Annotated in this window: 23 protein-coding genes; 9 read left to right on the top strand and 14 right to left on the bottom strand. The window is 64.4% G+C overall.

Features of this window, described 5'->3' with window-relative positions; translation table 11 throughout:
- From FHW83_RS11615 to FHW83_RS11585, 7 genes are read right to left on the bottom strand one after another with little or no spacing between them, the layout of a single operon-like run.
- Positions 1 to 1035: a Rieske 2Fe-2S domain-containing protein gene (locus FHW83_RS11615; RefSeq protein ID WP_176646504.1), complete on the bottom strand. Its 1035-nt coding sequence runs from the start codon at positions 1033 to 1035 to the stop codon at positions 1 to 3.
- On the bottom strand, positions 1032 to 2120 hold the full coding sequence (locus tag FHW83_RS11610) for a GNAT family N-acetyltransferase (protein ID WP_176646503.1): 1089 nt from the start codon (positions 2118 to 2120) through the stop codon (positions 1032 to 1034). Before FHW83_RS11610 ends, FHW83_RS11615 begins: the two co-directional genes overlap by 4 nt.
- Positions 2117 to 3256: an ATP-grasp domain-containing protein gene (locus tag FHW83_RS11605; RefSeq protein WP_176646502.1), complete on the bottom strand. Its 1140-nt coding sequence runs from the start codon at positions 3254 to 3256 to the stop codon at positions 2117 to 2119. Before FHW83_RS11605 ends, FHW83_RS11610 begins: the two co-directional genes overlap by 4 nt.
- Positions 3249 to 4577, bottom strand: a complete 1329-nt coding sequence (locus FHW83_RS11600; RefSeq protein WP_176646501.1) for a F390 synthetase-related protein — start codon at positions 4575 to 4577, stop codon at positions 3249 to 3251. The genes FHW83_RS11605 and FHW83_RS11600 overlap by 8 nt, the downstream gene beginning before the upstream one ends.
- Complete coding sequence (locus FHW83_RS11595; protein ID WP_176646500.1) at positions 4558 to 5400, bottom strand: MBL fold metallo-hydrolase; 843 nt, start codon at positions 5398 to 5400, stop codon at positions 4558 to 4560. The genes FHW83_RS11600 and FHW83_RS11595 overlap by 20 nt, the downstream gene beginning before the upstream one ends.
- The gene (locus FHW83_RS11590) at positions 5397 to 6413 is read right to left on the bottom strand and encodes an NAD(P)-dependent oxidoreductase (protein ID WP_176646499.1); all 1017 of its coding nucleotides are present in this window, start codon (positions 6411 to 6413) and stop codon (positions 5397 to 5399) included. Before FHW83_RS11590 ends, FHW83_RS11595 begins: the two co-directional genes overlap by 4 nt.
- An 8-nt stretch (positions 6414 to 6421) precedes the next feature.
- Positions 6422 to 7420, bottom strand: a complete 999-nt coding sequence (locus FHW83_RS11585; RefSeq protein ID WP_373997194.1) for a 3-oxoacyl-[acyl-carrier-protein] synthase III C-terminal domain-containing protein — start codon at positions 7418 to 7420, stop codon at positions 6422 to 6424.
- A gap of 126 nt (positions 7421 to 7546) precedes the next feature.
- On the opposite strand from FHW83_RS11585, the gene FHW83_RS11580 reads away from it, so the two are divergent.
- Both FHW83_RS11580 and FHW83_RS11575 read left to right on the top strand, forming a co-directional pair.
- Entirely contained in the window at positions 7547 to 8284 is a 738-nt protein-coding gene (locus tag FHW83_RS11580; protein ID WP_176646498.1) for a helix-turn-helix domain-containing protein, read from the top strand.
- A gap of 68 nt (positions 8285 to 8352) precedes the next feature.
- Positions 8353 to 8724 carry an HPF/RaiA family ribosome-associated protein gene (locus FHW83_RS11575; RefSeq protein ID WP_176646497.1) on the top strand — a complete coding sequence of 124 codons (372 nt, stop codon included), beginning with the start codon at positions 8353 to 8355 and terminating at the stop codon, positions 8722 to 8724.
- Between the two features lie 13 nt (positions 8725 to 8737).
- On the opposite strand, the gene FHW83_RS11570 is transcribed toward FHW83_RS11575, so the two are convergent.
- The gene (locus FHW83_RS11570; RefSeq protein ID WP_176646496.1) at positions 8738 to 9517 is read right to left on the bottom strand and encodes a helical backbone metal receptor; all 780 of its coding nucleotides are present in this window, start codon (positions 9515 to 9517) and stop codon (positions 8738 to 8740) included.
- Between the two features lie 96 nt (positions 9518 to 9613).
- Here FHW83_RS11570 and FHW83_RS11565 point away from each other — a divergent pair, with 96 nt between their 5' ends.
- Positions 9614 to 10582, top strand: a complete 969-nt coding sequence (locus FHW83_RS11565) for a GGDEF domain-containing protein (RefSeq protein WP_176646495.1) — start codon at positions 9614 to 9616, stop codon at positions 10580 to 10582.
- Here the strand turns inward: FHW83_RS11565 and FHW83_RS11560 are convergent.
- Positions 10567 to 11130: a DUF5610 domain-containing protein gene (locus FHW83_RS11560; protein ID WP_176646494.1), complete on the bottom strand. Its 564-nt coding sequence runs from the start codon at positions 11128 to 11130 to the stop codon at positions 10567 to 10569. The genes FHW83_RS11565 and FHW83_RS11560 overlap by 16 nt on opposite strands.
- Before the next feature lie 62 nt (positions 11131 to 11192).
- Here FHW83_RS11560 and sbcB point away from each other — a divergent pair, with 62 nt between their 5' ends.
- On the top strand, positions 11193 to 12635 hold the full coding sequence (sbcB, locus tag FHW83_RS11555) for an exodeoxyribonuclease I (protein WP_176646493.1): 1443 nt from the start codon (positions 11193 to 11195) through the stop codon (positions 12633 to 12635).
- Positions 12636 to 12791: 156 nt separating this feature from the next.
- On the opposite strand, the gene pyrF is transcribed toward sbcB, so the two are convergent.
- Entirely contained in the window at positions 12792 to 13613 is an 822-nt protein-coding gene (gene pyrF / locus FHW83_RS11550) for an orotidine-5'-phosphate decarboxylase (protein WP_176646492.1), read from the bottom strand.
- A gap of 94 nt (positions 13614 to 13707) precedes the next feature.
- Here pyrF and FHW83_RS11545 point away from each other — a divergent pair, with 94 nt between their 5' ends.
- The 3 genes from FHW83_RS11545 (at position 13708) to FHW83_RS11535 (ending at position 15901) form a co-directional block, all read left to right on the top strand.
- Positions 13708 to 14469, top strand: a complete 762-nt coding sequence (locus tag FHW83_RS11545) for an SDR family NAD(P)-dependent oxidoreductase (RefSeq protein ID WP_176646491.1) — start codon at positions 13708 to 13710, stop codon at positions 14467 to 14469.
- A 216-nt stretch (positions 14470 to 14685) separates the two neighbouring features.
- The gene (locus FHW83_RS11540) at positions 14686 to 15156 is read left to right on the top strand and encodes a VanZ family protein (protein WP_308936748.1); all 471 of its coding nucleotides are present in this window, start codon (positions 14686 to 14688) and stop codon (positions 15154 to 15156) included.
- A 307-nt stretch (positions 15157 to 15463) separates the two neighbouring features.
- Positions 15464 to 15901, top strand: coding sequence for a hypothetical protein (locus tag FHW83_RS11535; protein ID WP_176646490.1), 438 nt, complete (start codon positions 15464 to 15466; stop codon positions 15899 to 15901).
- On the opposite strand, the gene FHW83_RS11530 is transcribed toward FHW83_RS11535, so the two are convergent.
- The gene (locus FHW83_RS11530; RefSeq protein WP_176646489.1) at positions 15898 to 16770 is read right to left on the bottom strand and encodes a TraB/GumN family protein; all 873 of its coding nucleotides are present in this window, start codon (positions 16768 to 16770) and stop codon (positions 15898 to 15900) included. The genes FHW83_RS11535 and FHW83_RS11530 overlap by 4 nt on opposite strands.
- Before the next feature lie 316 nt (positions 16771 to 17086).
- Between FHW83_RS11530 and FHW83_RS11525 the strand changes: the two genes are divergently transcribed.
- Both FHW83_RS11525 and FHW83_RS11520 read left to right on the top strand, forming a co-directional pair.
- Positions 17087 to 18094 carry an LLM class flavin-dependent oxidoreductase gene (locus FHW83_RS11525; RefSeq protein ID WP_176646488.1) on the top strand — a complete coding sequence of 336 codons (1008 nt, stop codon included), beginning with the start codon at positions 17087 to 17089 and terminating at the stop codon, positions 18092 to 18094.
- Between the two features lie 36 nt (positions 18095 to 18130).
- Positions 18131 to 19291, top strand: a complete 1161-nt coding sequence (locus FHW83_RS11520; RefSeq protein WP_176646607.1) for an MFS transporter — start codon at positions 18131 to 18133, stop codon at positions 19289 to 19291.
- A 36-nt stretch (positions 19292 to 19327) separates the two neighbouring features.
- On the opposite strand, the gene FHW83_RS11515 is transcribed toward FHW83_RS11520, so the two are convergent.
- From FHW83_RS11515 to FHW83_RS11505, 3 genes are read right to left on the bottom strand one after another with little or no spacing between them, the layout of a single operon-like run.
- Positions 19328 to 19789, bottom strand: a complete 462-nt coding sequence (locus FHW83_RS11515) for a hypothetical protein (RefSeq protein ID WP_229224132.1) — start codon at positions 19787 to 19789, stop codon at positions 19328 to 19330.
- Positions 19786 to 20610: a hypothetical protein gene (locus FHW83_RS11510; protein ID WP_229224131.1), complete on the bottom strand. Its 825-nt coding sequence runs from the start codon at positions 20608 to 20610 to the stop codon at positions 19786 to 19788. The genes FHW83_RS11515 and FHW83_RS11510 overlap by 4 nt, the downstream gene beginning before the upstream one ends.
- The gene (locus FHW83_RS11505; RefSeq protein WP_176646487.1) at positions 20610 to 21401 is read right to left on the bottom strand and encodes a hypothetical protein; all 792 of its coding nucleotides are present in this window, start codon (positions 21399 to 21401) and stop codon (positions 20610 to 20612) included. The genes FHW83_RS11510 and FHW83_RS11505 overlap by 1 nt, the downstream gene beginning before the upstream one ends.
- Positions 21402 to 21448: the final 47 nt, after the last annotated feature.

Below are 21448 nucleotides of genomic sequence, written 5' to 3'. Positions count from 1 at the left end.
TCACAGATACAGTACGACATCCCGTTCGAACGCCTCGCGCGCGAACGGCTTGCCCTGCCACAGCGCGGCAACGTAGGGCCGGACCAGGTCCAGCGAGGTGGAGACGCCGGCGTCGCTGTCGCCAAAGCGCGCCTTGTTGGCGGCCTGGAGCTCGACCATGTACTGGTCCTGCCGCCCGACTTTGCTGAGGAAAGGCAGAACGAAAAGATACAGCGCCCAACGTGGCGCCCAGCGCCCCGCCACCGCCATGCTCGCGAACACATGCGTCTCGCCGCCGTGTGCCGGCGTAAAATGCAGCGTCACGTCGATGGCGCTGCCGTTCTGGTAGCGATATTCGATCCGCGCCGATCCGACGCCGGAAAACACCGCGCACTCGGAAACCCTTGGCGACTCGAACAAACGGTACAACAAGCCGCTCTGCTCCGTCTGGCCGCGATAATCCACGCGGAAGCCCTCCTCGGTCAAGCGCACCGACGCCTGCACCGGCCGCCGCGTCCCATCGCGCCGCACCAGCCCCGGATGCAGCGTGTGCGTGTGCAGCGGGTCGAGGAAATTTTCAATCGCATCGACGATGCCGGTTTTCCAGTACGCCTGCCACGGCTGCGAGGTGCTGCCCGGCAGGCCGCGAATCATCGATGCCGGCGGCGTATCCGGCGCATCGCCCTCCTCCTCCCCGGCCTCGGCCAGCCGCACCCAGACCAGCCCATTGTGCTCCTGGCAGCGTATGGCGCGCGCGCTGACAGCCGGCATCGGCGTATCCGGCCCCAGCCCTGGCATGGCGACCACCTTGCCGTCGCCACCGAAGGTCCAGCCGTGGTAGGGGCATTGCAAGCCACGCTCCGTCATGCGGCCACAGGACAAAGGCACTTGCCGGTGCGGGCAGCGGTCCTCGAACACCAGGACCTTGCCATCCGCCGCCCGCGCCAGCACCAGCGGCACATCCAGCACCGTCACCGCCAACGGCCGCTTGCCCACCTTGCCCGCATGCGCGGCGACCAGCCACTGCGAACGTATCGATAAAGGCCACTGCGTCATAATTCCAACCTCTGCATCATGGGTACGCCTATGGTTTGCGTCAGGCCGCGCAGGGTGCGCAGGGCCGCGCGACGCGCCAGCGGCAGGTGGCCGCTCAGCACCGCGCTGTACTCCAGCGCCGCGCGGCCGCCCCGCAGGCGCTTGAAGTGGGCGGCGCCTGCGCTCAGGTTCAAGCGCAGGCCCTCGCGCCGGACCACATCGAACACACGCGCCATCAGCAGGCGATACAGCCCAAGCTCCTTTGGCAGCGCCGTGTTGTACCCGACGATGGGCGCGCTGATGATGTCGCCCTGACGAAAGGTGCCGATCACCGCCTGCAAGGTCCCCGCGTCGTCGCGCAGGCCCCAGAAATCCAATAGACCGTTATCGTGCCAGGCGCGCATGAAGCTGGCGCTATAGTGCGGATTAAGGCGCGAATATTTATCCAGATAGAGAAGACCGTACAGGGTCTCGATGCGCTCGAAGTCGGCGGCGTTGAACTCGCGCGCGACATTGAGCGTGGTGTGCTTCAACAGTTTGAGGTCGCGCAGCAAATTGGCCTGCCTGCCCGTCGCCAGGTCATCGAACAGATATACCTGCCGGCTGGGCAGCAGCTCAAACCCAGCGGCAAGCAGGGCTTCCAGCCAGGGCTGATTATGCCGGGCGTTCAACGACCGGAACCAGATCGCATGCTCAGGCCAGCGCTCGCGAACCTGGGCGATGATGCCGGCCAGCGCGCGCGGCCGCAGCGCCGGATACAGGTTGGTGCTCAGCATCCAGTTGTTGACCGCGACCGTTTTGTCGATCGCGGCGGCCGCCAGCACACCGCGATAACCGTGGCATAGCGCCTGCAGGGGATAGCGCCACGGCTTGCCTATCGTACGGCCAATTTCTTCGATGACGTAGCTGCCATAGGTCGCCAGCGGCGAACATACCCACGCGTTATCCGGTTCACCGTGGTTGATCGTGCATGGCAGCGTCAGGCCGCCATCGCGCAACAACGCCACTTCAGCGTGAAGATTGCCGATGTAAGGCCGGGTCGCCCGGCCCACGTGGATGGCGCCGAAATGCCCGGCGCGCGCGCAGAACTCGTCGGACGGGTTCACGCCAACTCCTCGCCGTCCCATTCGATGTCGCTGGTGGCCGCTTCACGCAAGGTGCAGCGGCGTGCCAAGGCGGTCCTGGCGAACCACGCCATGTCGAGCACGGCGCCGGCGAGCGGAAGGTTGTCGGACGGCGCCGAGAGCACGTCCGCGGCGCGCCGCGCGTCACGGCGCCAGCCGCCCAGCGTGCCGGCAGCCAGCGCCTGCGCCAGGCCGGCGGTGTACATGACAGGTCCCAGCATGCGCGCGCCGCCTCGCGGGCTGACGCAGGGCTGGACGGCGCCGTTCAGCGCCGCCGGCACGGCATCCTGCGCACCGAATAAATGCAGGCCGCTGGTGGCACGTGGATTGCATTCGAGTACACGCGGCGTGCCGTCGCCCATGTCGATCCAGTCGAACGAAATCTGGCCAGTAAACCGCAGGCGCGCCACCAGGTCGGCGACGAAACGTTGTATCGGCTCACTCGCGTGCGGCTCGAAATAGTAGCTTGAACTACGGTGCAAGCGATGCACCGGACGATACAAGGCGTGTGCGGTCAGGACGCCCTGGTCAGCCACGCTATATGAACAAAGCTCGGTGCCTGCGCAGTATTCCTGCGCCACCCACGCCCCCATCGCGGGCAGGGGCGCGGCGTCGGCCGGCATTCCCTGAGGGTAGATCCGCACGTGCACGCCGAAACGCGAGAACTCCGGCTTCAGCACCAGCGGCCGTCCACCCGCCCATTCGCGCGCCTGCTCCAGATTCCGCACCACGGCGCTGTCCGGCGCGCAGCCTGCCGCCTGTTTTGTAAACTCCCACTTGCTGTGCAACAGCCGCAGTTTGTCGAAATCATCGACCGCCACGCGACACGCGGCCGGCAAGGCGGAACGATAGCGCGACAGGAAGAACACCTCCTCGCAAGTGGGCACCACGAGGTCGATGCGTTCGCGGGCGATCACCGCGTTCAGATCACGGACAAACTGCGCCGGCGCGTGGCGCGGCGGCGCAAGCCTGGCCGTCGCCGCCACCGCGCGCGACCAGCCGGACAGGCCGCACGATACGCTATCGGCGATCACCACGCGCCAGCCTTGCGCGGCGAAACGGCGGGCATGGTCAAGCGCCACCGGGGCGCGGCCGCCAAGAACAAGCACGTTAGGCATGAACAGTCTCCGGTTTCGTCACGCACACGATGCGGCGGCGCTTGATGTGTTCCTGGGTGTCGGTGAATGGCACGTGATGGCACGCGGGCGTGATCAAGCCTTGCCGCTGCGCCGCCTGCCGCACGGCCTGCGCCACGCCGTCGAACGAGGCGTTGTCCGCCACCGCGATGTGCAGCGTGTCGCCATGCTGGGCGATGCGGTAGTCCGGCAAGGCCTGGGTCGCGATCGATATCGCATGGCGTATCATGTCCGGATACAGCGCGGCCAGCTCGCCATCGTCGGCGCGCGGCAGCCACAGGATGTCGTCGCAGCGCCCTTCGACCGCGTCCAGCGCCAGCGCGGCGCTGCCGCAGGGACAAGCTTCGGCGCGCACGCGCAGGCTATCGTTCAGGCGATAACGGATGAAGTGCTGCGTACTGCGCGTGAAGTCGGTAACGATGGGGACAAAGCGCGTGCGCGCGGCGTCCAGCCATTCCGGCTCGATGTGGACGAACTCCTCGTTGAGATGGAGGACGCCATGCTCGCAGGTGTAGCCGAGGAAGCCTTCCGTACACTGGTATAGCTGGTGTACCGGCCCGCCGAAGGCTTGCTCGATACGGAGCCGGTCATCTGGCTCCAGCACCTCGGCCACGGCGATCACCTTGCGCGGCGCCAGTTGCAGCTTGCCTTCCAGCGCCAGCGCGGCGATGCGGCCAAGGATGCGCGCCGGCGCGACCAGGATATCCGGCGACTGCCCCTGCAATGACCGCAGATGCTGGTCCAGCCCTCCCAGCAGGTCGTAAAAGCGGAATGCGATGCGACGGCTGGCCAGCGTGCCGTACAGATTGCTGTTGGCGCGCATGAAGAACGCGACTTTGAGCGGGCGTCCGAACAGCAGCCTTCTGAGCAACGCCCCATCCAGCACCCGCGCCAGCATGATGCCGGCCCAGCGTAATTGCTCGCGGCGCGCCACCATGAATACACCACGCGGTCCTTGCGTGCCGCTCGACAGGCCGACCGTCACGCCACCTATGTGCGGACGGAAGTCACGCGTGTGCTCGGCGGCGAGCGCGGTGGCGGTGGCCTCCTCCAGGCTGATGCCGACATTATTCAGCAGGTCAAAGTTGGCCAGCATGATGGATTTATCGATGATAGGCAACCGCGCCAGCGGCGCGCCGACGTGGGCGCGATAGAAAGGCAATTGCGGCAGGCGCTGGCGCAGGAAGAGGTCAATGCGCTTTTGCTGCCACGCCAGCAGCGCCGCGCGCGAGCGGAAGCGCAAGCCGCGTGCGCGCAGGAAGTGCCACGCCACCACGCCGATTTCAAAGAGTCGATTGCTCATATGCTTTCCAGGTCTGTTCGCAGTGCGAGGGGATCATCAGCGGCGCGCCGCCACCGGCCTGCATCCGCCGCAGGCGTTGGAAGGTTTGCCGGTACTGCCCATCGTGATCGAAGATGCGGCGGGCGATCCACAGCGGTCCCCGGTCCTCCCGCAATGCGCCCATGCTCCAGCAGGCGTCCGCGCTCATGAAAGTCAGGCGATCGCTCTCCTGGCGGAAGACGATGCCGATCTGGCCCCGGCTATGTCCTGGCAGATGCACAGCCAGCAAACTGCCATCGCCGAACAGGTCGAAACCTTGTTCGAACGGCCGCAATTCACGCGGCAGCGCGATGTGCGCCGCATCCTCGGCGTAGCGAACGCGCTGGCGGAAATCATCCGGCAGCAAAGCCGGCAGCGTGCCGTGCATTAGATTGCCGAAACGCGAACGCTGGTCCATGGCCTGCACCTCGCCGCGCATGGTGATGAAGCCGGCGCGTGGAAAGTCGCGCAGTCCGGCAATGTGGTCGCCATGCAGGTGGGAGATCACCACATGGGCGATATCGTCCGGCGCGATGCCGAGGCGAGCCAGTTGCGCGGTCAGCGTTTGTTCCGGCGGCAGGGTAAATGGTGTGGTCCAGCGGTACAGGCGTTCGGGGAACGGCTGCGTCGCCGTGGTGAAGTGCTGGCTGTAGCCGGTGTCGAACAATATCCAGCCGCGTGTGGGGTGGCGCAGCAAGCCGCACAGGGCCGGGAACAACGTGGCGGCCCAGCGCCCGCCGCGTTGGGTGACGCATTCCGGATGGCTGCAGTGGCCGACTTTGAGCAGGCGGAAGGGAAGCCTCATGCCGCTTGCTCCTTCCACCAGGCGGCGGTGCGGGCGATGCCCTCCTCCAGCGAGACCGACGGCGCGTAGCCCAGGGTGTCGCGGGCGTTCTGCAAATCCAGCGTTTGCGAATAGGCGATCGCGCCCAACGAATATCGCGTGACCGGCGGCTCCCAGCCGGGCGCCAGCCGCGCGCCCAACTCCAGCACGCGCGCGACGGCGTCGGCCAGCGCGTAGGGGCGGTTTGTGGCGCGGACCGGCAAGCCAAAGCCGGCGGCGATGCGGGCAAACAGGTCGGCGGCGGCGATCGGTTCGCCGTTGCTGATGTTGTAGATGCCGGACGGCGCGCCCAGCGACAGCAGAATGGCGTCGACCACGTTATCGACGTAAGTGAGGTCCAGCAGCGCGCGGCCGCCGCGCAGCAGCGGCACGCGGCCGTATCGCATCAGCCGCAGCAGGCGGGGCAACAGTGCCTGATCCCACGGACCGAAGATGGCGCGCGGACGCAGGATGACGGCGCGCGGCAGCCCGGCCGCCAACACCATCAACTCGGCTTCACGCTTGCTGCGGGCGTACTCGGTGGCTGGCGGCGGCAGCGGCGCGTCCTCCCGTATGCCAAGGCGGTCTTCGAAGGCAAAGTAAACGCTGGGCGTGGAAATGTGGATCAGGCGTTCAATCCGATGCGCGGCGCAAGCGTCCAGCACCTCGGCTGTCGATCGGATGTTCGCGCGAGCGAAGGCCTGCCTGCTCCCCCACGGCGCGGCCAGTGCGGCGCAATGCACGATCGCGTCCGCTCCTTCCGCGCAATCCAGCAGCCGGCGTCCGGCATCGGCAACGCCGTGGTCGATCTCGACGTAGCGTGGAGCGCGCCCCGGCGCGGACGCGGCGGAATGCTGCGCGCTTGCGCCAGCCAGCACCAGTTGCGCCGAGGCGCGATTCCGTCCGGTGAAGACAACTTGCGCGCCCTGCCCCGCCAGGCGCCAGACCAGATGGCGGCCGAGGAAGCCGGTGCCGCCCGTGACGAGTATTTTCATGGCCGCGCTCAATACGTCAACACCATGCCGCCCATGGTCAGGCCCGCGCCGGTACCGATCAGCATGACCTGGTCGCCACGGCGCACCCGCCCTTCGCTCAGCGCCAGGTGCAACGCCGTCGGCAACGAGGCCGACACCTGATTGCCATACTGAGAGAAGATATCCACCAGCCGTTCACGCGGTATCGCCAGGCGCTTGGATAAGTGATCCAGCGCCAACTGGCTGGCCTGATGCGGCACCACCGCCGCAATGCGCCGCATGCTGGTGTGCGCCTGGTCCAGCAGCATGGCGGCAAACTGCGGCAACTCCCCGGCCACCAACCGGAACACCGACTTGCCGTCCATCTGGAACAGCGACAGCGGCTCGATCGGGCCCTCGATCCGGCGCGGATGATAGCGCGAGCCGCCCGCCGGAATACGGCAATGCTGCACACCGGCGGACAAGGTCACCATGCCCGCGCTGTGCAGCGCGCCGCGCTCATCGGCCTGCGATTTGCGGATCACCACCGCCGCCGATCCGTCGCCGAAAATACCGCACTCCTTCAGGCGGCTCCAGTCCAGCCCAAACGTGGCGATGTCGGTCGACACCAGCATCACGTTGCGATAGCGCCCCGCCTCCACCATGTAGCTCATCACATCCAGCCCGGTGAGGAAGGACAGGCAACTGGCGCCGATGTCGAAGGTCGCGGTGCGTTGGGCGGCCAGTCCGAGCTCGGCGTGGATCAGCGCCGCGTTGTAGGGCAAGGCCTGGTCCATCGTCGCCGAGGTCGCGACCAGGCAGTCGATATCCTGCCAGCGCAAACCGGCGTCGCGCAGCGCGGCCTCGCAGGCCTGCGCGGCCAGCTGCGCCGCCGTCTCGTGGGTCGACAGAAAACGCCGGGCGACTCCGGTCTGGCGAAAAGTGCTGCCCTCGGGCAGTCCTAGTTGACGGTCCAGCTCGGCGCTGCCCACCTCCCGCGCCGGCAACGCCATGCCACTGCCGATAATACTGATCTTTCTCGATTCCACGCCTATGCCCCAACGGTTAACACTGGACTACATGATAAGCAAGGCGGCCAAAGAACAATACTTCTTTTTACTTTTATTGCTCATGATAATATGCAAAGGATCAAAATATGATCCTTTCCGGATGCCATGAGAGAAATTCAACATCTGATGTCCACCATCAAGCGCCAATTCAAGCTGCGCGGCTGGACCTACAAACAGCTGGCCGCGGCGCTGCACGTGTCGGAACCGACAGTCAAGCGCATGCTCACCGGCACCACCCTGACGCTGGAGCGCCTGGCGCAGCTGGCGGAATTGCTGGAGATGTCAATGGCCGACCTGATGCTGGAATCGGACAACAGCCAGCCACGCCTGGAACAGCTGACGCAGGCGCAGGAACAGCAACTGGTTTCCGACGTGCGGCTGCTGCTGGTCACCATCTGTGTGCTGAACCACTGGACCATGCCTGACATCGTACGGAAATACGCGCTGACCGAGGCGCAGTGCCTCGGCCATCTGCTCACGCTGGATAAGCTGAACGTGCTGGAACTGTTGCCGGGCAACCGCATCCGCCTGCTGGTGGCGCGCAATTTCGCCTGGCTGGAGAACGGCCCCATCCGCAACTTCTTCCTGCGGCAATCGCTGGGCGATTTCATTGACAGCCCCTTCAACAGCCAGACGGAGCTGCTGAATTTTTCGCATGGCATGCTGACCGTCGACGCCACCGCGCAGCTGCGCAAGAAGCTGCAGCGTCTGCAACGCGAGTTCGCCGAGCTGCACGAGCAAAGCCTGCATGCGGCGTTCGAGCAGCGCCATGGCACCGGCCTGCTGCTGGCCTTGCGCGAATGGGAGCCACAGGGCTTCGAGCAACTGCGGCGCGACAGTTAAGCAATTAACGTGCACTTAAGGCTGGAAGGAGTAAGATGGTTACGCAGTTCAACAACAGGAGCAAGCGTATGCAAATCCAAATCAATACCGACAAAACCATCGAACGTCACTCCGGTCTCGACGAACACGTACAAACTGTGGTGAGCAATGCCCTCCAACGCTTCGGCGAGCAAATCACCCGCATCGAAGTCCATCTCAGCGACAACCTGGGCCAGAAGTCGGCCGACGGCGATAACCGCTGCCTGATGGAAGCACGTCTTACTGGTCTTCAACCCATCGCCGTGAGCGACCATGCGGCCACGCTGCACCAGGCCATCAGCGGCGCCACCGACAAGCTGAAACGCGCGGTCGACAGCGCGGTCGGCAAACTGCATGACAACAAGCGCCACGCCGCCGGCGTCGGCGCGGTATCGGCCGCCGTCGTCGCCGACGAGGAGTAACAGGACACGGGAGCTAGCGCCGCGCCAGCTCCCGCAGGTATTTCAGGCCCTGCAGCGAACGGCTGCCGTACCACGACATCATTTCCCCATCCACCAGCAGCACCGGCTTGCCGATCTGCCGCTCCAGCACGTCCGCGTGCGCCTCGGTAAAGCGGTACGGCTCGCTCGATAGCAGCACGCCGTCAATCCCGGCAATCAGCTCGGACGACCAGCGGAATTCCGGATAGCGCGAGGCGCCCAGGTCCGGCACGCTCCAGCCGATTTCCGCCAGCATGCGGGCGATGTAGGTGTCGCGCGAGATGGTCATCCACGGGTCCTGCCAGATGCAGTACAACATGTTCTGCGGCCGCCCCTTGGGCGTGGCCTGCAACAACGCGTATTCGGCCTCGAACGCGGCGCACCAGTCTTCCGCCTGGCGCTCGCGGCAGAACACGCCGCCCATCAGCCGGGCCAGCGCCACGTTGTCGTACGGCTTCAACGGGTGGGTGACCACCAGGTTGGGCACGAACCCGGCCAGCGCGTCGGCGGTCGGCTTTTCGTTTTCGTCAATATTGAGCACCACGTGGGTCGGCGCCAGCTGGCGGATCTTGTCCAGATTCACATCCTTGGTGCCGCCCACCTTGGGAATCGCCTGCACCACGTCCCACGGGTGGATGCAGAAGCCGGTGCGGCCCACCACCTGCGCCGCCAGCCCGAGATCGCACAGCAGCTCGGTGATCGATGGCACCAGCGAGACGATGCGCGCGTGCGGGTCGGGTTGATGCTCTGTGCCCAGCGCGTCGATGTAAGCCATGTTGTATCCCGTCAGGTTGCGATCCGATATTGAAGCACTCCTTGCCGCATTCGTGCAACAATATGACTACTATTGAACCATCGATTGCTTCTTTGCATGAAACAAATCAGCACCTTCGGCTCATCGAGCTATCAGATCAGCGACCTGCAGCTGCTGCGCAATTCCAACGATGACGCCGCCGTCGCCAGGCTGCTGGCGCGCTGCCCCATCATGCGACTGGAAGCCGACGAAGCCGTGAGCGAGTCCGGCCGCGCGCGCCTGTACATCGTGCTGCGCGGCGCGCTGTCGGTGGCCAGCGATACCCGCACCGGCATGGCCGACGGCACCGTCAGCAAGATCCTGCCGGGCGAAAGCGTGGGCGAGCAATCGGTGCTGGACGAGGAAACCAATCTGTCGAGCATCACCGCGCTCGAGCAAAGCGAGGTGCTGGTGATCGAGGCCGACCTGGTGTGGCAGCTGATCGATGAATCGAATGTGCTGGCGCGTAACCTGCTGCGTCTGCTGTCGTTCCGCATCCGCGCCGCCAACGCGCAGCTGCGCCGGCGCCAGAAGCTGGGCGAGTTCTACCGTCAGCTGTCGATGATCGACGGCCTGACCGGCCTGTACAACCGCGCCTGGCTGAACGACCTGCTGCCGACCATGGTGGCCACCGCGCACGGCTCGCACGCGCCGCTGGCGCTGATCATGATCGACCTCGACCACTTCAAGAAATTCAACGACAGCCACGGCCACCTGGCCGGCGACGAGGCGCTGCGCTCGGCCGCGCAGGTGCTGAGCGGCGCGCTGCGCCCGACCGATTTCGCGGTGCGCTACGGCGGCGAGGAAATGATGGTGCTGCTGCCTGACACCAGCGACAAGGTGGCGGCCTCGGTGGCCGAGCGCCTGTGCGAGCGCATGCGCTCGGCCAAGGTGTTCGCCGATATGCGCCAGCCGCTGCCGCACATCACGGCCTCGTTAGGCGTGGCGGTGCTGCAGCCGGGGCAGAACGAGCACGACCTGATCGCCACGGCCGACGCGGCGCTGTACCGCGCCAAGGAGCGCGGCCGCAATCAGGTCGCGGCCTGAGCCGCTTCGGCGTCGCGCGGCTTGGGCTGGTGGGCGGTGATGAAATCGGCGAAGCCCTGCTGCACCAGGTCGTAGGTCTTGTCGATATTGCTGGCGACATCGCCGTTCAGCACCTTCAGGCCCTGCAGCACGTCGCGCGCCTCCTTGAAGCCCTGGTCCACGCCCTTTTTCAGCGTGTTGATGAAATTGTTCAGCGTTTCGGTCTCGTCCTCGCCCGCGTGCTGCTGTTTATAGGCTTCGTAAAATGCGGTGGACAACGATACAATGCGGCTCGCGGTGCCTTGCGGCGTATTGTCCTGCGACACGGCGTTCTGGATGGCGTTATCGCCGAAATCGTCCTTGAGCGCCTCGTTGATGCCGGTCAGCGCGGTTTTCAGCACCACCGACAAGGGTTCATTGGAGGAATTTAACGATACCGTCAAGGAAGCTTGTACGATAGACACGTTTAAATCCGCCTTGGCGCGGGCGGCCGGCGACAAGGGCTTGTCATCTTTGGACTGGACCGGCGCCGAGGCATTGCCCGAAGTGGCAGAGAGTGGAGTAGCCATAATATTGCTCCTCGTTGAACACGCTGGAATTATCGGCAGATTTTAAAATTACTGTAGCACCTATGACCAATCAGACCTTCCTCTGGCACGACTACGAAACCTTTGGCGCGGTGCCGCGTCGCGACCGTCCGGCCCAGTTTGCCGCGATCCGCACCGACGCCGAGCTGAACGAGATCGGCGATCCGATCATGCTGTACTGCAAGCCAGCCAACGATTTCCTGCCCGATCCGCAATCGTGCCTGATCACCGGCATCACGCCGCAGCAGTGCCTGGAATGGGGCGTGCCGGAGCACCAGTTCGCGGCCACCATCGAGCAGGCGTTCGCGCAGCCGGGCACCATTGGCGTGGGCTACAACACCATCCGCTTCGACGACGAGATCACCCGCTTCATGTTCTGGCGCAACCTGATCGATCCGTACGCGCGCGAGTGGCAAAACGGCTGCGGCCGCTGGGACCTGCTGGACGTGGTGCGCATGACCTACGCCCTGCGCCCGGACGGCATCCAATGGCCGACCAAGGAGGACGGCAAGCCGAGCTTCCGCCTGGAAGACCTGGCCAAGGCCAACGGCCTGCTGCACGAGGCGGCGCACGACGCGCTGTCCGACGTGCGCGCCACCATCGCGCTGGCGCGCCTGATCCGGCAACATCAGCCCAAGCTGTTCGACTTCTGCTTCGCGCTGCACAAGAAGGACCGCGTGGCCGACGAGATCGGCATGCACCTGGCGGCCAACCTGCGCCAGCCCTTCCTGCACGTGAGCGGCATGTTCCCGGCCGAGCGCGGCTGCATGGCGCTGGTCTACCCGCTGGGCACGCATCCAACCAACAAGAACGAGGTGATCGTCTGGGATTGCAGCTACGATCCGAGCGAGCTGTACACGCTGGACGCGGACACCATCCGCACCCGCATCTTCACGCGCTCGGACGCGCTGCCGGAAGGCATGACGCGGCTGCCGGTGAAAAGCATCCACCTGAACAAGTCGCCGATGCTGGTATCCAACCTGAAGACCTTGTCGCCGGCCATGGCGGCCAAATGGGGCATCGACGTCGAGCAGGGCAAGGCGCACGCGGCGATCGCGGCGGCGGGGCGCGACCTGACGCAGGTGTGGGAGGAAGTGTTCCACCGTCCGGCCGCGGCCGCGCTGGACGTGGACGAGGACCTGTACAACGGTTTCATCAGCAAGGAGGACCGGCGCCTGCTGGACACCTTGCGCCGCGAATCGCCGGCGCGGCTGGCGGTGGCCTCGCCATCGTTCAGCGATGGGCGGCTGGCGGAGCTGCTGTTCCGCTACCGCGCGCGCAACTTCCCGGAGACCTTGTCGGAGACCGAGATGGAGCACTGGGAGCAGCACCGCGCGGCGCGCTTTTACGAGGGCGCGGGCGGCGCGCGCACCATCGACGACTACTTCGCCAAAATCGATGAGCTGCAGCAGCACGCCGACGAGCGTGCCGAGCAAATCCTGGGCGACCTCTATGAGTATGCGGAGCTAGTCGCGCCGTCACACTAAAACTGGCGCTAATGCCGCCAAGTTAAGCCTTTTTGACCGCAAACTGATGAGCCGTCATTCCCGCGCAGGCGGGAATCCATGCTGAATTTATGACCACGCGTCCTATGGATTCCCGCCTGCGCGGGAATGACGGCTCTTAACTTAGCGGCATTAGGGTCAGGCGCGGTATTGGTTGATGGCGTCGCGGGTTTCCTGGGCGACGCGGCGCGCGGCCGTGGCGAAGTCTTCGCCGGCTTGCGGCGCCGCGTACAGGATGGCGCGCGAGGAATTGATCATCATGCCGGTGCCGTTCGCGGTGCGGCCCGCTTTGACGGTCGCCGCGACATCGCCGCCCTGCGCGCCGATGCCAGGCACCAGCAGCGGCATGTCGCCCACAATCGCCCGTACCTGCGCCAGCTCCTCCGGGAAGGTCGCGCCCACCACCAGCGCGCACTGGCCATTCTTGTTCCATTTCCGCGCCACCAACTGCGCCACGTGCTGGTACAGCGGCTTGCCGCCCACGTCCAGGAACTGCAGGTCGGAACCACCCGCGTTCGAGGTGCGGCACAGGATGATCACGCCGCGCTCGCTCCACTCCATGTACGGCTCGACCGAATCGAAGCCCATGTAGGGATTGACGGTCACCGCGTCGGCGCCATAGCGGTCGTACGCCTCGCGCGCGTACTGGCGCGCGGTGGCGCCGATGTCGCCGCGCTTGGCGTCCATGATCAGCGGGATGTGCGGATAGTTCTCGCGCACGTAGTCGCAGATCCGCTGCAACTGGTCTTCCGCGCTCAGCGCGGCGAAGTAGGCGATCTGCGGCTTGAACGAGCACGCCAGGTCGGCGGTCGCGTCGATGATCTCGCGGCAGAAGTGGTAGATGCCTTGCGGGTCGTTCTGGAACTGGGCCGGCAGCTTGGCCATGTCCGGATCGAGACCGACGCACAGCAGGGAGTCGTTGGCCGTCCACGCGGCGGATAATTTGTTAATAAAAGTCACGACGGCCCCCTAATGAAAATTGCAAACCCTCTATTGTAACCCGCCCACCCTTGGCTGTTAAAATTTGCCATCTCCACCCAAGAAAGACACCCCCATGAAATTATCGAACAAAGTCGCTGTCGTGACCGGCGCCACGCAGGGCATCGGCCTGGCCTGCGCCCAGCGCATGATCGCCGAAGGCGCCAAGGTCATGTTGGTGGACATCAAGCCGGAGGGCGCGGAAGCCGCCGCCGCCCTCGGCGAACACGCCCGCTTCTTCGCCGCCGACGTCAGCCAGAAGGCCGACGTCGACGCCATGGTGGCCGCCACCGTCGCCGCCTTCGGCCGCATCGACATCCTGATCAACAACGCCGGCGTCACCCATGCCGCCAATTTCCTCGACCTGTGCGAGGAAGATTTCGACCGCGTCATGCGCATCAACCTGAAGTCGATGTTCCTGTGCGGCCAGGCGGTGGCGCGCGTGATGGTCAAGCAGCAGAGCGGCTCGATCATCAATATGTCCAGCGTGAACGCGGAACTGGCGATCCCGAACCAGGTGCCATACGTGGTGTCCAAGGGCGCGATCAACCAGCTGACCAAGGTCATGTCACTCAACCTGGTCACCCACGGCATCCGCGTCAACGGCATCGGCCCCGGCACCATCCTGACCGAGCTGGCCAAGCAAGCCGTGATGTCCAGCCCGGAATCGCGCAACACCATCCTGTCGCGCACGCCCATGGGCCGCTGCGGCGAGCCGGAGGAAGTGGCCTCGATCGCCGCCTTCCTCGCCAGCGACGACGCCAGCTATATGACCGGCCAGACGCTGTACGTGGACGGCGGCCGCCTGGCGCTGAACTACACCGTCCCCGTCAAATGACAGAGATATGCTCTAGCCTGATGACTGGTATCTGAAAGAACAATTAGACACATATCTGGCGACGCAGCATAATTACACCTGTCTCCACTATTCTCCTCCAAGAAAATAGTTTTAAGCCCGCTCCCAGACAGCGGGCTTTTTTTTTGCGTGGTGTCATGATGGCGTCACAAAGGCTGCCTATACTGGCTACATCTTAAGTACATGCAACCGATACGCATGACTGAAGAAAAGGCGCGCCGGGCCTGCCCGGTGCGCCACTCCCGTTTTTTTGCAGCGCATGGTATCTTCTGCCCCATGCTTAAACAAATCCTCCTTACCACTTCCCACGCCCGCCTGCGCTACTGGACCGCCATTGTGCTGTACCTGCTGATCCTGATCCTGGGTTCGATCCCCGGCGCGCGCCAGGACATCGGCCAGGTGGCGACCGGCGTGATCCTGCATTCCATCGCCTACGCCGGCCTGGCTTTCCTGATCTACACCGGTAGCCACGGCAGTCTGGCCCAACGCGCGGTCAAGGCCGTGCTCACCATCGCGCTAATGGGCGCACTGGACGAGTTCGTGCAAAGCTTCTTCCCTTACCGCCACGGCGCGGTGTCGGATTGGCTGGTGGATTGCAATGCGGCGGTGCTGGCGTCGGCTTTCATGTGGGCTCTTTGGAGTCGCTATCGCATCCTTCCGGCAAACTGACAGCACCGGTTGCGAGTTCCACGTCGAGACGCATTTCCTGGAGTTGTTCGGCCTTGGCCACGCGAACCAAGCCGTGCAGTGCATGAAGAAAAAAATGCCGGGTGCGAACGTCATTGCAAGTGGCATCAATTAGCTCTTCGATAATAGTGTCTGTCACGCGTGTCAACATATCGATGTCCTTTAAAGTGATACCGGACAATTATTGCGTGTAGGTAGCATGTTTCAATTGATGTACATCAATTCGGGACTGAAGTCAGGGAACGATACGCCGCCGCGCCTCTCTCACGCTATTTAAGGGGAGGTGAAGATGAACAAGATGACATTGTGCGCCATGGCGCTGTGCGCGTTTTCCGTGGCGGCCTGCGCCGACAGGATGAACAACGGCTCCCGTGGGACCGGCAGCACCGACAGTACCAGCAGCGCCAGCAGCACAACGGGCAGCGGCAGCGGCTCCGGCGGCGGCTACGCTCCCAGCAGCATGACCGGCCCGTCAACCACAACGACTTCGCAAACCACCTATGGCGTGGTGCAGGCCATCGATCAGATGCAGCGGCAGGATGTGGGTGTCGGCCTGGTCGGTGCGGCGGCCGCGGGCGGCAGCACCGGCACGCCCACCGACAAGGTTTACCGCGTCACCGTGCGCATGGACGATGGCAGCAGCCAGATGGTGGTGCTGGATTCCGCGCCCAGCTACAAGATTGGCGACCGCGTCCGCTACAACAACGGCGCGGTGCAAGCCTATTAATACAGCTGCTCGACCTGGTAGCCGCGCCGCTTGAGCAATTGCGGCAGGCCGTCATCGCCCACCAGATGCAGCAGGCCGACGCCAACGAAGGCCACCTGGTCCTGCTGCATGATGCGCTCGATGTTGGCGGCCATCTCGGGATTGCGCTTGCCGAGCAGCACGCGCTGCATGAAGCCGGCCGAAACGCTGTCGCCGCTGATGGCCGATTGCCAAGCGGCGTTGATGCCGGCATTGTCGGCGGCGCTCCAGGCCTCGAGCAGCGCCTGCGATTTTTTCAGCGAATCGCCGTCAGCCAGATCGGCCAGATTCTCCAGCAGGTATTGCTCCTGCTGGCGTTCGTCCAGGCTGTCGAACAGGCCCAGTTGGTAATCGGCGCTCTCCAGCTCTCGCACCGTCTTGTCCTGCTTTTGCGCGGCCGCCAGCAGCGCGTATTCCACCGCCTGGCTGCGCTGGTAGCCGTGCCGGTCCAGCTCCGCGCCGACCAGCAGATTGGCGATCAGCCACGGTTTATATTGCTGTACCGATTGCAGCGAAATGCCGGCCCGCGACAGCGCCTTCACCAGCAATTCCAGGGTGGCCGGGGTCAGGTGACGCTGCACCGAATCGCCTTCCGGATACCGCGCATGGCGCGCCAGCGCCAATTGAAAGGCTTTATCTTCGCGAATATCAAGTTCAATCACCAGCGCCTTGGAATCCAGCAGCGCGCGCGAGGCCACCGCGTCGAGCGGATAAGTGCCATCGCGCCCGACATGGACGGTGCCATACAGATAACTGGTTTTACCTTCGTGGGTGACCCGGTACAGCTGACCGGCGGCAAAAACGGACTGGCAGCAAGCCAGCAGCAAGGCGAGGAAAATAGCGCGGGCCATCACAGTAATCAGGACATTGGAGAGTTTCCAATGGTAAATCAGGATTATCTGCTGGCAGAAACTATTTTTAAAAACCGTCGGCAAAATAAAACATTATATCGAGCCATTTTTATAATTAATGATTATTCTGCTCACATTTTCCTCTTTAATCATCTGATTTATTGTCTTATTCACCTTATTAATATTTTATCCCTTCCCGAATCAGGGCGCCGTCAGCAGGATTAACCCAACCTGTGTATGCTTGTCCGTCCATGTAGAAAGATTATCCACACTCTTTCCATGGGATTGTCAGATTACTTTCAGATTAGGTAGCGCCATGATTCCATTTTCCATCCTCGACCTGTCCCCGATTGCCGAGGGCAGCAATCCATCCGCCTCGTTCCGCAACACGCTGGACCTGGCCCAGCACGGCGAGCGCTGGGGCTACCAGCGCTACTGGCTGGCGGAACACCACGGCATGCCGGGCATCGCCAGCGCCGCCACCGCCGTCGTGATGGCGCACGTGGCCGGCGGCACCAGCACCATCCGCGTGGGCGCCGGCGGCATCATGCTGCCCAACCACTCGCCGCTGGTGATCGCCGAACAATTCGGCACGCTGGAAGCGCTGTTCCCCGGCCGTATCGACCTCGGCCTGGGCCGCGCGCCCGGCTCCGACCAGACCACTGCGCGCGCCCTGCGCCGCAACCTGGAAAGCGACGCCGACGCCTTCCCGCAGGACGTGCTGGAACTGCAAGATTACATGTCCGACACGCCGCTCGGCCGCGTGCTGGCGGTCCCCGGCAAAGGCGCCAAGGTGCCGCTGTGGATACTCGGCTCCAGCACCTTCGGCGCGCAACTGGCGGCCCATCTCGGCCTCCCGTTCGCGTTCGCCTCGCACTTCGCTCCGCAAATGATGATGCAGGCGCTGTCGCTGTACCGCGCCAACTTCCAGCCATCCGCGCAACTCAGCAAGCCTTACGTCATGCTGGGCTTTAACGTGTTTGCCGCCGACACCAACGAGGAAGCGCACTTCCGCGCCACCTCCATGCAGCAAGCCTTCGTCAACCTGCGCACCGGCCGCCCTTCGCAACTGCCGCCACCGAAAGCCGGCTACCTCGAATCGCTGGGCCTGCCGGAGCGGGCCATGCTGGACTCGGTGCTGTCTTGCACCGCGATCGGCGCGCCTGATACTGTCAGCAAACAGCTGCAGGACTTCATCGCCCGCACCGGCGCCGACGAGCTGATGATCACCTCGCAAATCTACGAGCACGCGCAACGCCTGCGCTCCTACGAAATCACCGCTGAAGTGCGTCAGGCGCTGTCGCGCGCGGAAGCGGGGCTGTAATCGATGACAGATGCAAAACACGACCTTTCCCCCGGCATGGTCTGGCTGTTCGCCATCGCGACCGGCCTGATCGTCGCCAATCTCTATTACGCGCAAACCCTGATCGGCCCGATCAGCAAGGCCACCGGCCTCGATCCCGGCGCGGCCGGCCTGATCGTCACGTTGACGCAGATCGGCTACGTGATCGGCCTGCTGTTCATCGTGCCGCTGGGCGATTTGGTGGAGAACCGCCGATTGATCTTCATCGCCCTGCTGACCACGGCGGTGGCGTTGCTGGCCGCCTCCGTGACCAGCAGCGCCAACCTGTTCCTGTTTGCCGCGCTGTGCATCGGCATCGGATCGGTGGCGGCGCAGGTGGTGGTGCCGTTCGCCGCCCATCTGTCGCGGCCTGAAACGCGCGGCAAGACCGTCGGCAAGGTGATGAGCGGGCTGCTGATGGGCATCATGCTGGCGCGCCCTGTGGCCAGCCTGGTGACGGATGCGCTGGGATGGCACGCCATCTTTGTGCTGTCGGCCGTCACCACAGCCGGCCTGGCCTTCCTGCTGCGCGCCAGGCTGCCGGAACGCCGGCCGGAAGGCGGCATGCACTACTTCGCGCTGCTGGGTTCGATGTGGCATCTGTTGAAGACCACGCCTGTCCTGCGCCGCCGCGCGGCCTATCAGGCCTGCATGTTCGGGGCGTTCAGCGTGTTCTGGACCTGTGTGTCGCTGGAATTGACCGGGCCGTATTTCGGCATTAGCCAGAGCGGGGTGGCGATCTTTGCGCTGGTGGGTGTGACCGGTGCGCTGGTGTCGCCCATTGCCGGCCATCGGGCTGATCAGGGTAAGAGCCGCTCGACCACGTTTGCGGCGCTGACGCTCGGTGCGCTGGCGTTCGCGCTGCCGCTGCTGGTGCACAGCAGCCGGCTAGTGGATCTGGGCGTGCTGGTGTTGGCCTCGATCATTCTGGATATGGGCGTCTCGGCCAACCTGGTGACGGGCCAGCGCGCTATCTTCGCGCTGCCGGCCGAGGTGCGCGGCCGTTTGAATGGTTTGTATATGGCTTTGTTCTTTATGGGCGGCGCGATCGGTTCTTCGCTGGGTGGCTGGATGTTTGCCGCGCATGGGTGGACTGGCGTGCTGTGGACTGGGTTGGCTTTTCCGTTGATCGCGTTGGGTATTTTTGCCACCGAAACCCGCACCCCGCATGGGGTCTGACCCCGCCGGGGTCAGACCCCGGTTGGCCGTGCGGGTTCAATGTCCCCAGAACCGCACCTGCCCTTGCAGCGACACCGTGCCGTTAATGTACAGGCTGCCGAGGCTGTTGGTCACCGGCGCGGTTGGGTCGTTCTGTACGCTCAGCGATTCGAAGCCGAGATTGGTGTAGTGCACGTAACCCGGCAGCCCGATGGCGATGTAGTCGCCACCGCCATCACTTCGCGTCTGCACGCCGAGGCTGACGGCAAACATGTCCACCGTGCCGCGCACGTTCTTGAAGACGATGTAGCGGTTCTGCCCGCCACCGCTGAAGCCCAGCGACAGCCGGCTGTCGCTGACCGCGCCCACCAGCGTCGGATCGTTCAGCACGACATGCGCCGCGAAGCTGATGCCGTCGCCGCCGCTCACCTGTGACAGTTCCTGATCATCCAGCGCGCGCAGCTCGCCAGCCTGCACCGCGCCGGCCAACATCAGCAGGAACAGGGCGCGCTTCATCATTGCTTGAACTTGATGTCGAGGTACTGGATTTGCACCGAGCCGATCCGCGACGAGCCCAGATCCACCGTCGGCTGCCCCGGACTCACGAACGAAATATTGTCCACCACGATGCTGCCGGCCGACGCCTGGCCGTTGCCATACCGCGCGTCCGGCCAGTCGATGCCGATGTGCAGGCGCGGGCCGGTCTCGTCGTTCAGCGCGTTGATCACCGCCGGCTGCGCCGCCACATGCGCGAGCACCCAGGGATTGCCATCGGCGCCGCCGATGTGCACGCCGCTGAACACCATGGCCTCACTCGCATCGTCGCGCCCGCGCGGCTGGAATGACAGCTGGCCGATGTCCAGCTTCAATGCCGCGCCAAAGGCGATGCCGTCGTTGACTTGCGGCGTGGTGAACTGCAGGCCGCCGCTATAGAACACCATGTCCTTGACCACCACACTGCCCTGCTCGCGCACCACGCCGTTGGCGCCCACGCCCCAGTCATACGCCAGTTGCCAGCGCTGATCGCCATAGTCATTGGTGGGGAAAGCGATGTTGATGTAGTCCGCCAGCCCCGGCGCTGACGGCAGGATATCGAGCCGGTAGGGATCGGCAAACGGCAGCGGATTATCGCTGCGCGAGGCGTGGAATTTTTCCACGTACAAGCTGGTACCGACCGGCGTGGTATAGCTGACGCGCGCGTCGCCGGTCATGGCGAAGCCATTCAGATCGAAGCTGACGCCATCGCGTCCGCGCACCGCCGACAGCGCGTTGTCGCTCAGCGGCTCCATCGCGCACGCCTGCGTGCACAGCATCAGGCCCACCGCCAGCGCGCCGCGCATCACCGCCCCTTCGGCAGGTTGGGCGGCGTGACGCCGTTGGTAGACAGAGCCTGCAGTTTGTCGCGCCAGTTCAACCACATGCCGGCTTGCGCAGTGTCGGCGGCCGGCGCGCCGTTGGTGGTCGGGAATTGCACCGCCGTCTTCAGCATCGAAATCCAGAAATCGCGGCTGCCGCCGCTGGCGTCGCCGGCCGTCACGCCGCCCAGTTGGGACAGGGTCAGGCACGGCGCGGTGCAGGAACCATCCCAGCGCTTGCCGCCCAGCGCATCGGTGCGCGAGTCGAGCGTGATGGTGCTGCCATCGGCGGCGGTGCCGGTCACCTGCATCGAGCCGGACAAGGTGGTGATCTGCAAACCGATGTCGCCCTTGATCGATTCAAAACCAAAGCGCATGCCGATCGCCTCGCGCGAGGTGTTGTCGGCGGCATTGCGGTACACGAATTCAAAATACGGATTACTGATCTGCACCAGGCGCTGGGCGTCGCTGCCATCGCTGCGGCCGAATTGCAGCAGCGGGATGTCGAGGTCGGCACCGCTGCCGTTGCGGGCGGCGTAGCTGTACTCGCCCAGCCGCATATTGCGCAGGTTGGCGCTCAGCGTGATATCGGCATCCAGCGCGATCTTGCTGAAGTCGAAGCCGTTCAAGCTGGTGTTGGTCATGCTGACCAGACCCTGGCCGTTGACGGCCGACAGCTCGTCTTCGCTCAAGGGCTGCATCTGTGCCGACGCCGCGTGCATGCCGCACAGCAGCGCCGCGCCCGGCAGCAGCCGGCGCAATAGTGTAGAGGTCATGATAGGGAGCGGCGGCCCCGCTCCCGGAGCCGCCGCCGCTCAGCCGA

Origin of the sequence: Duganella sp. SG902 (assembly GCF_013376005.1) — a bacterium.
Lineage (GTDB): Bacteria > Pseudomonadota > Gammaproteobacteria > Burkholderiales > Burkholderiaceae_D > Rugamonas.
The sequence above is the reverse complement of the archived record's forward strand: the minus strand, read 5'-3'. Positions and strand labels throughout refer to the sequence as shown.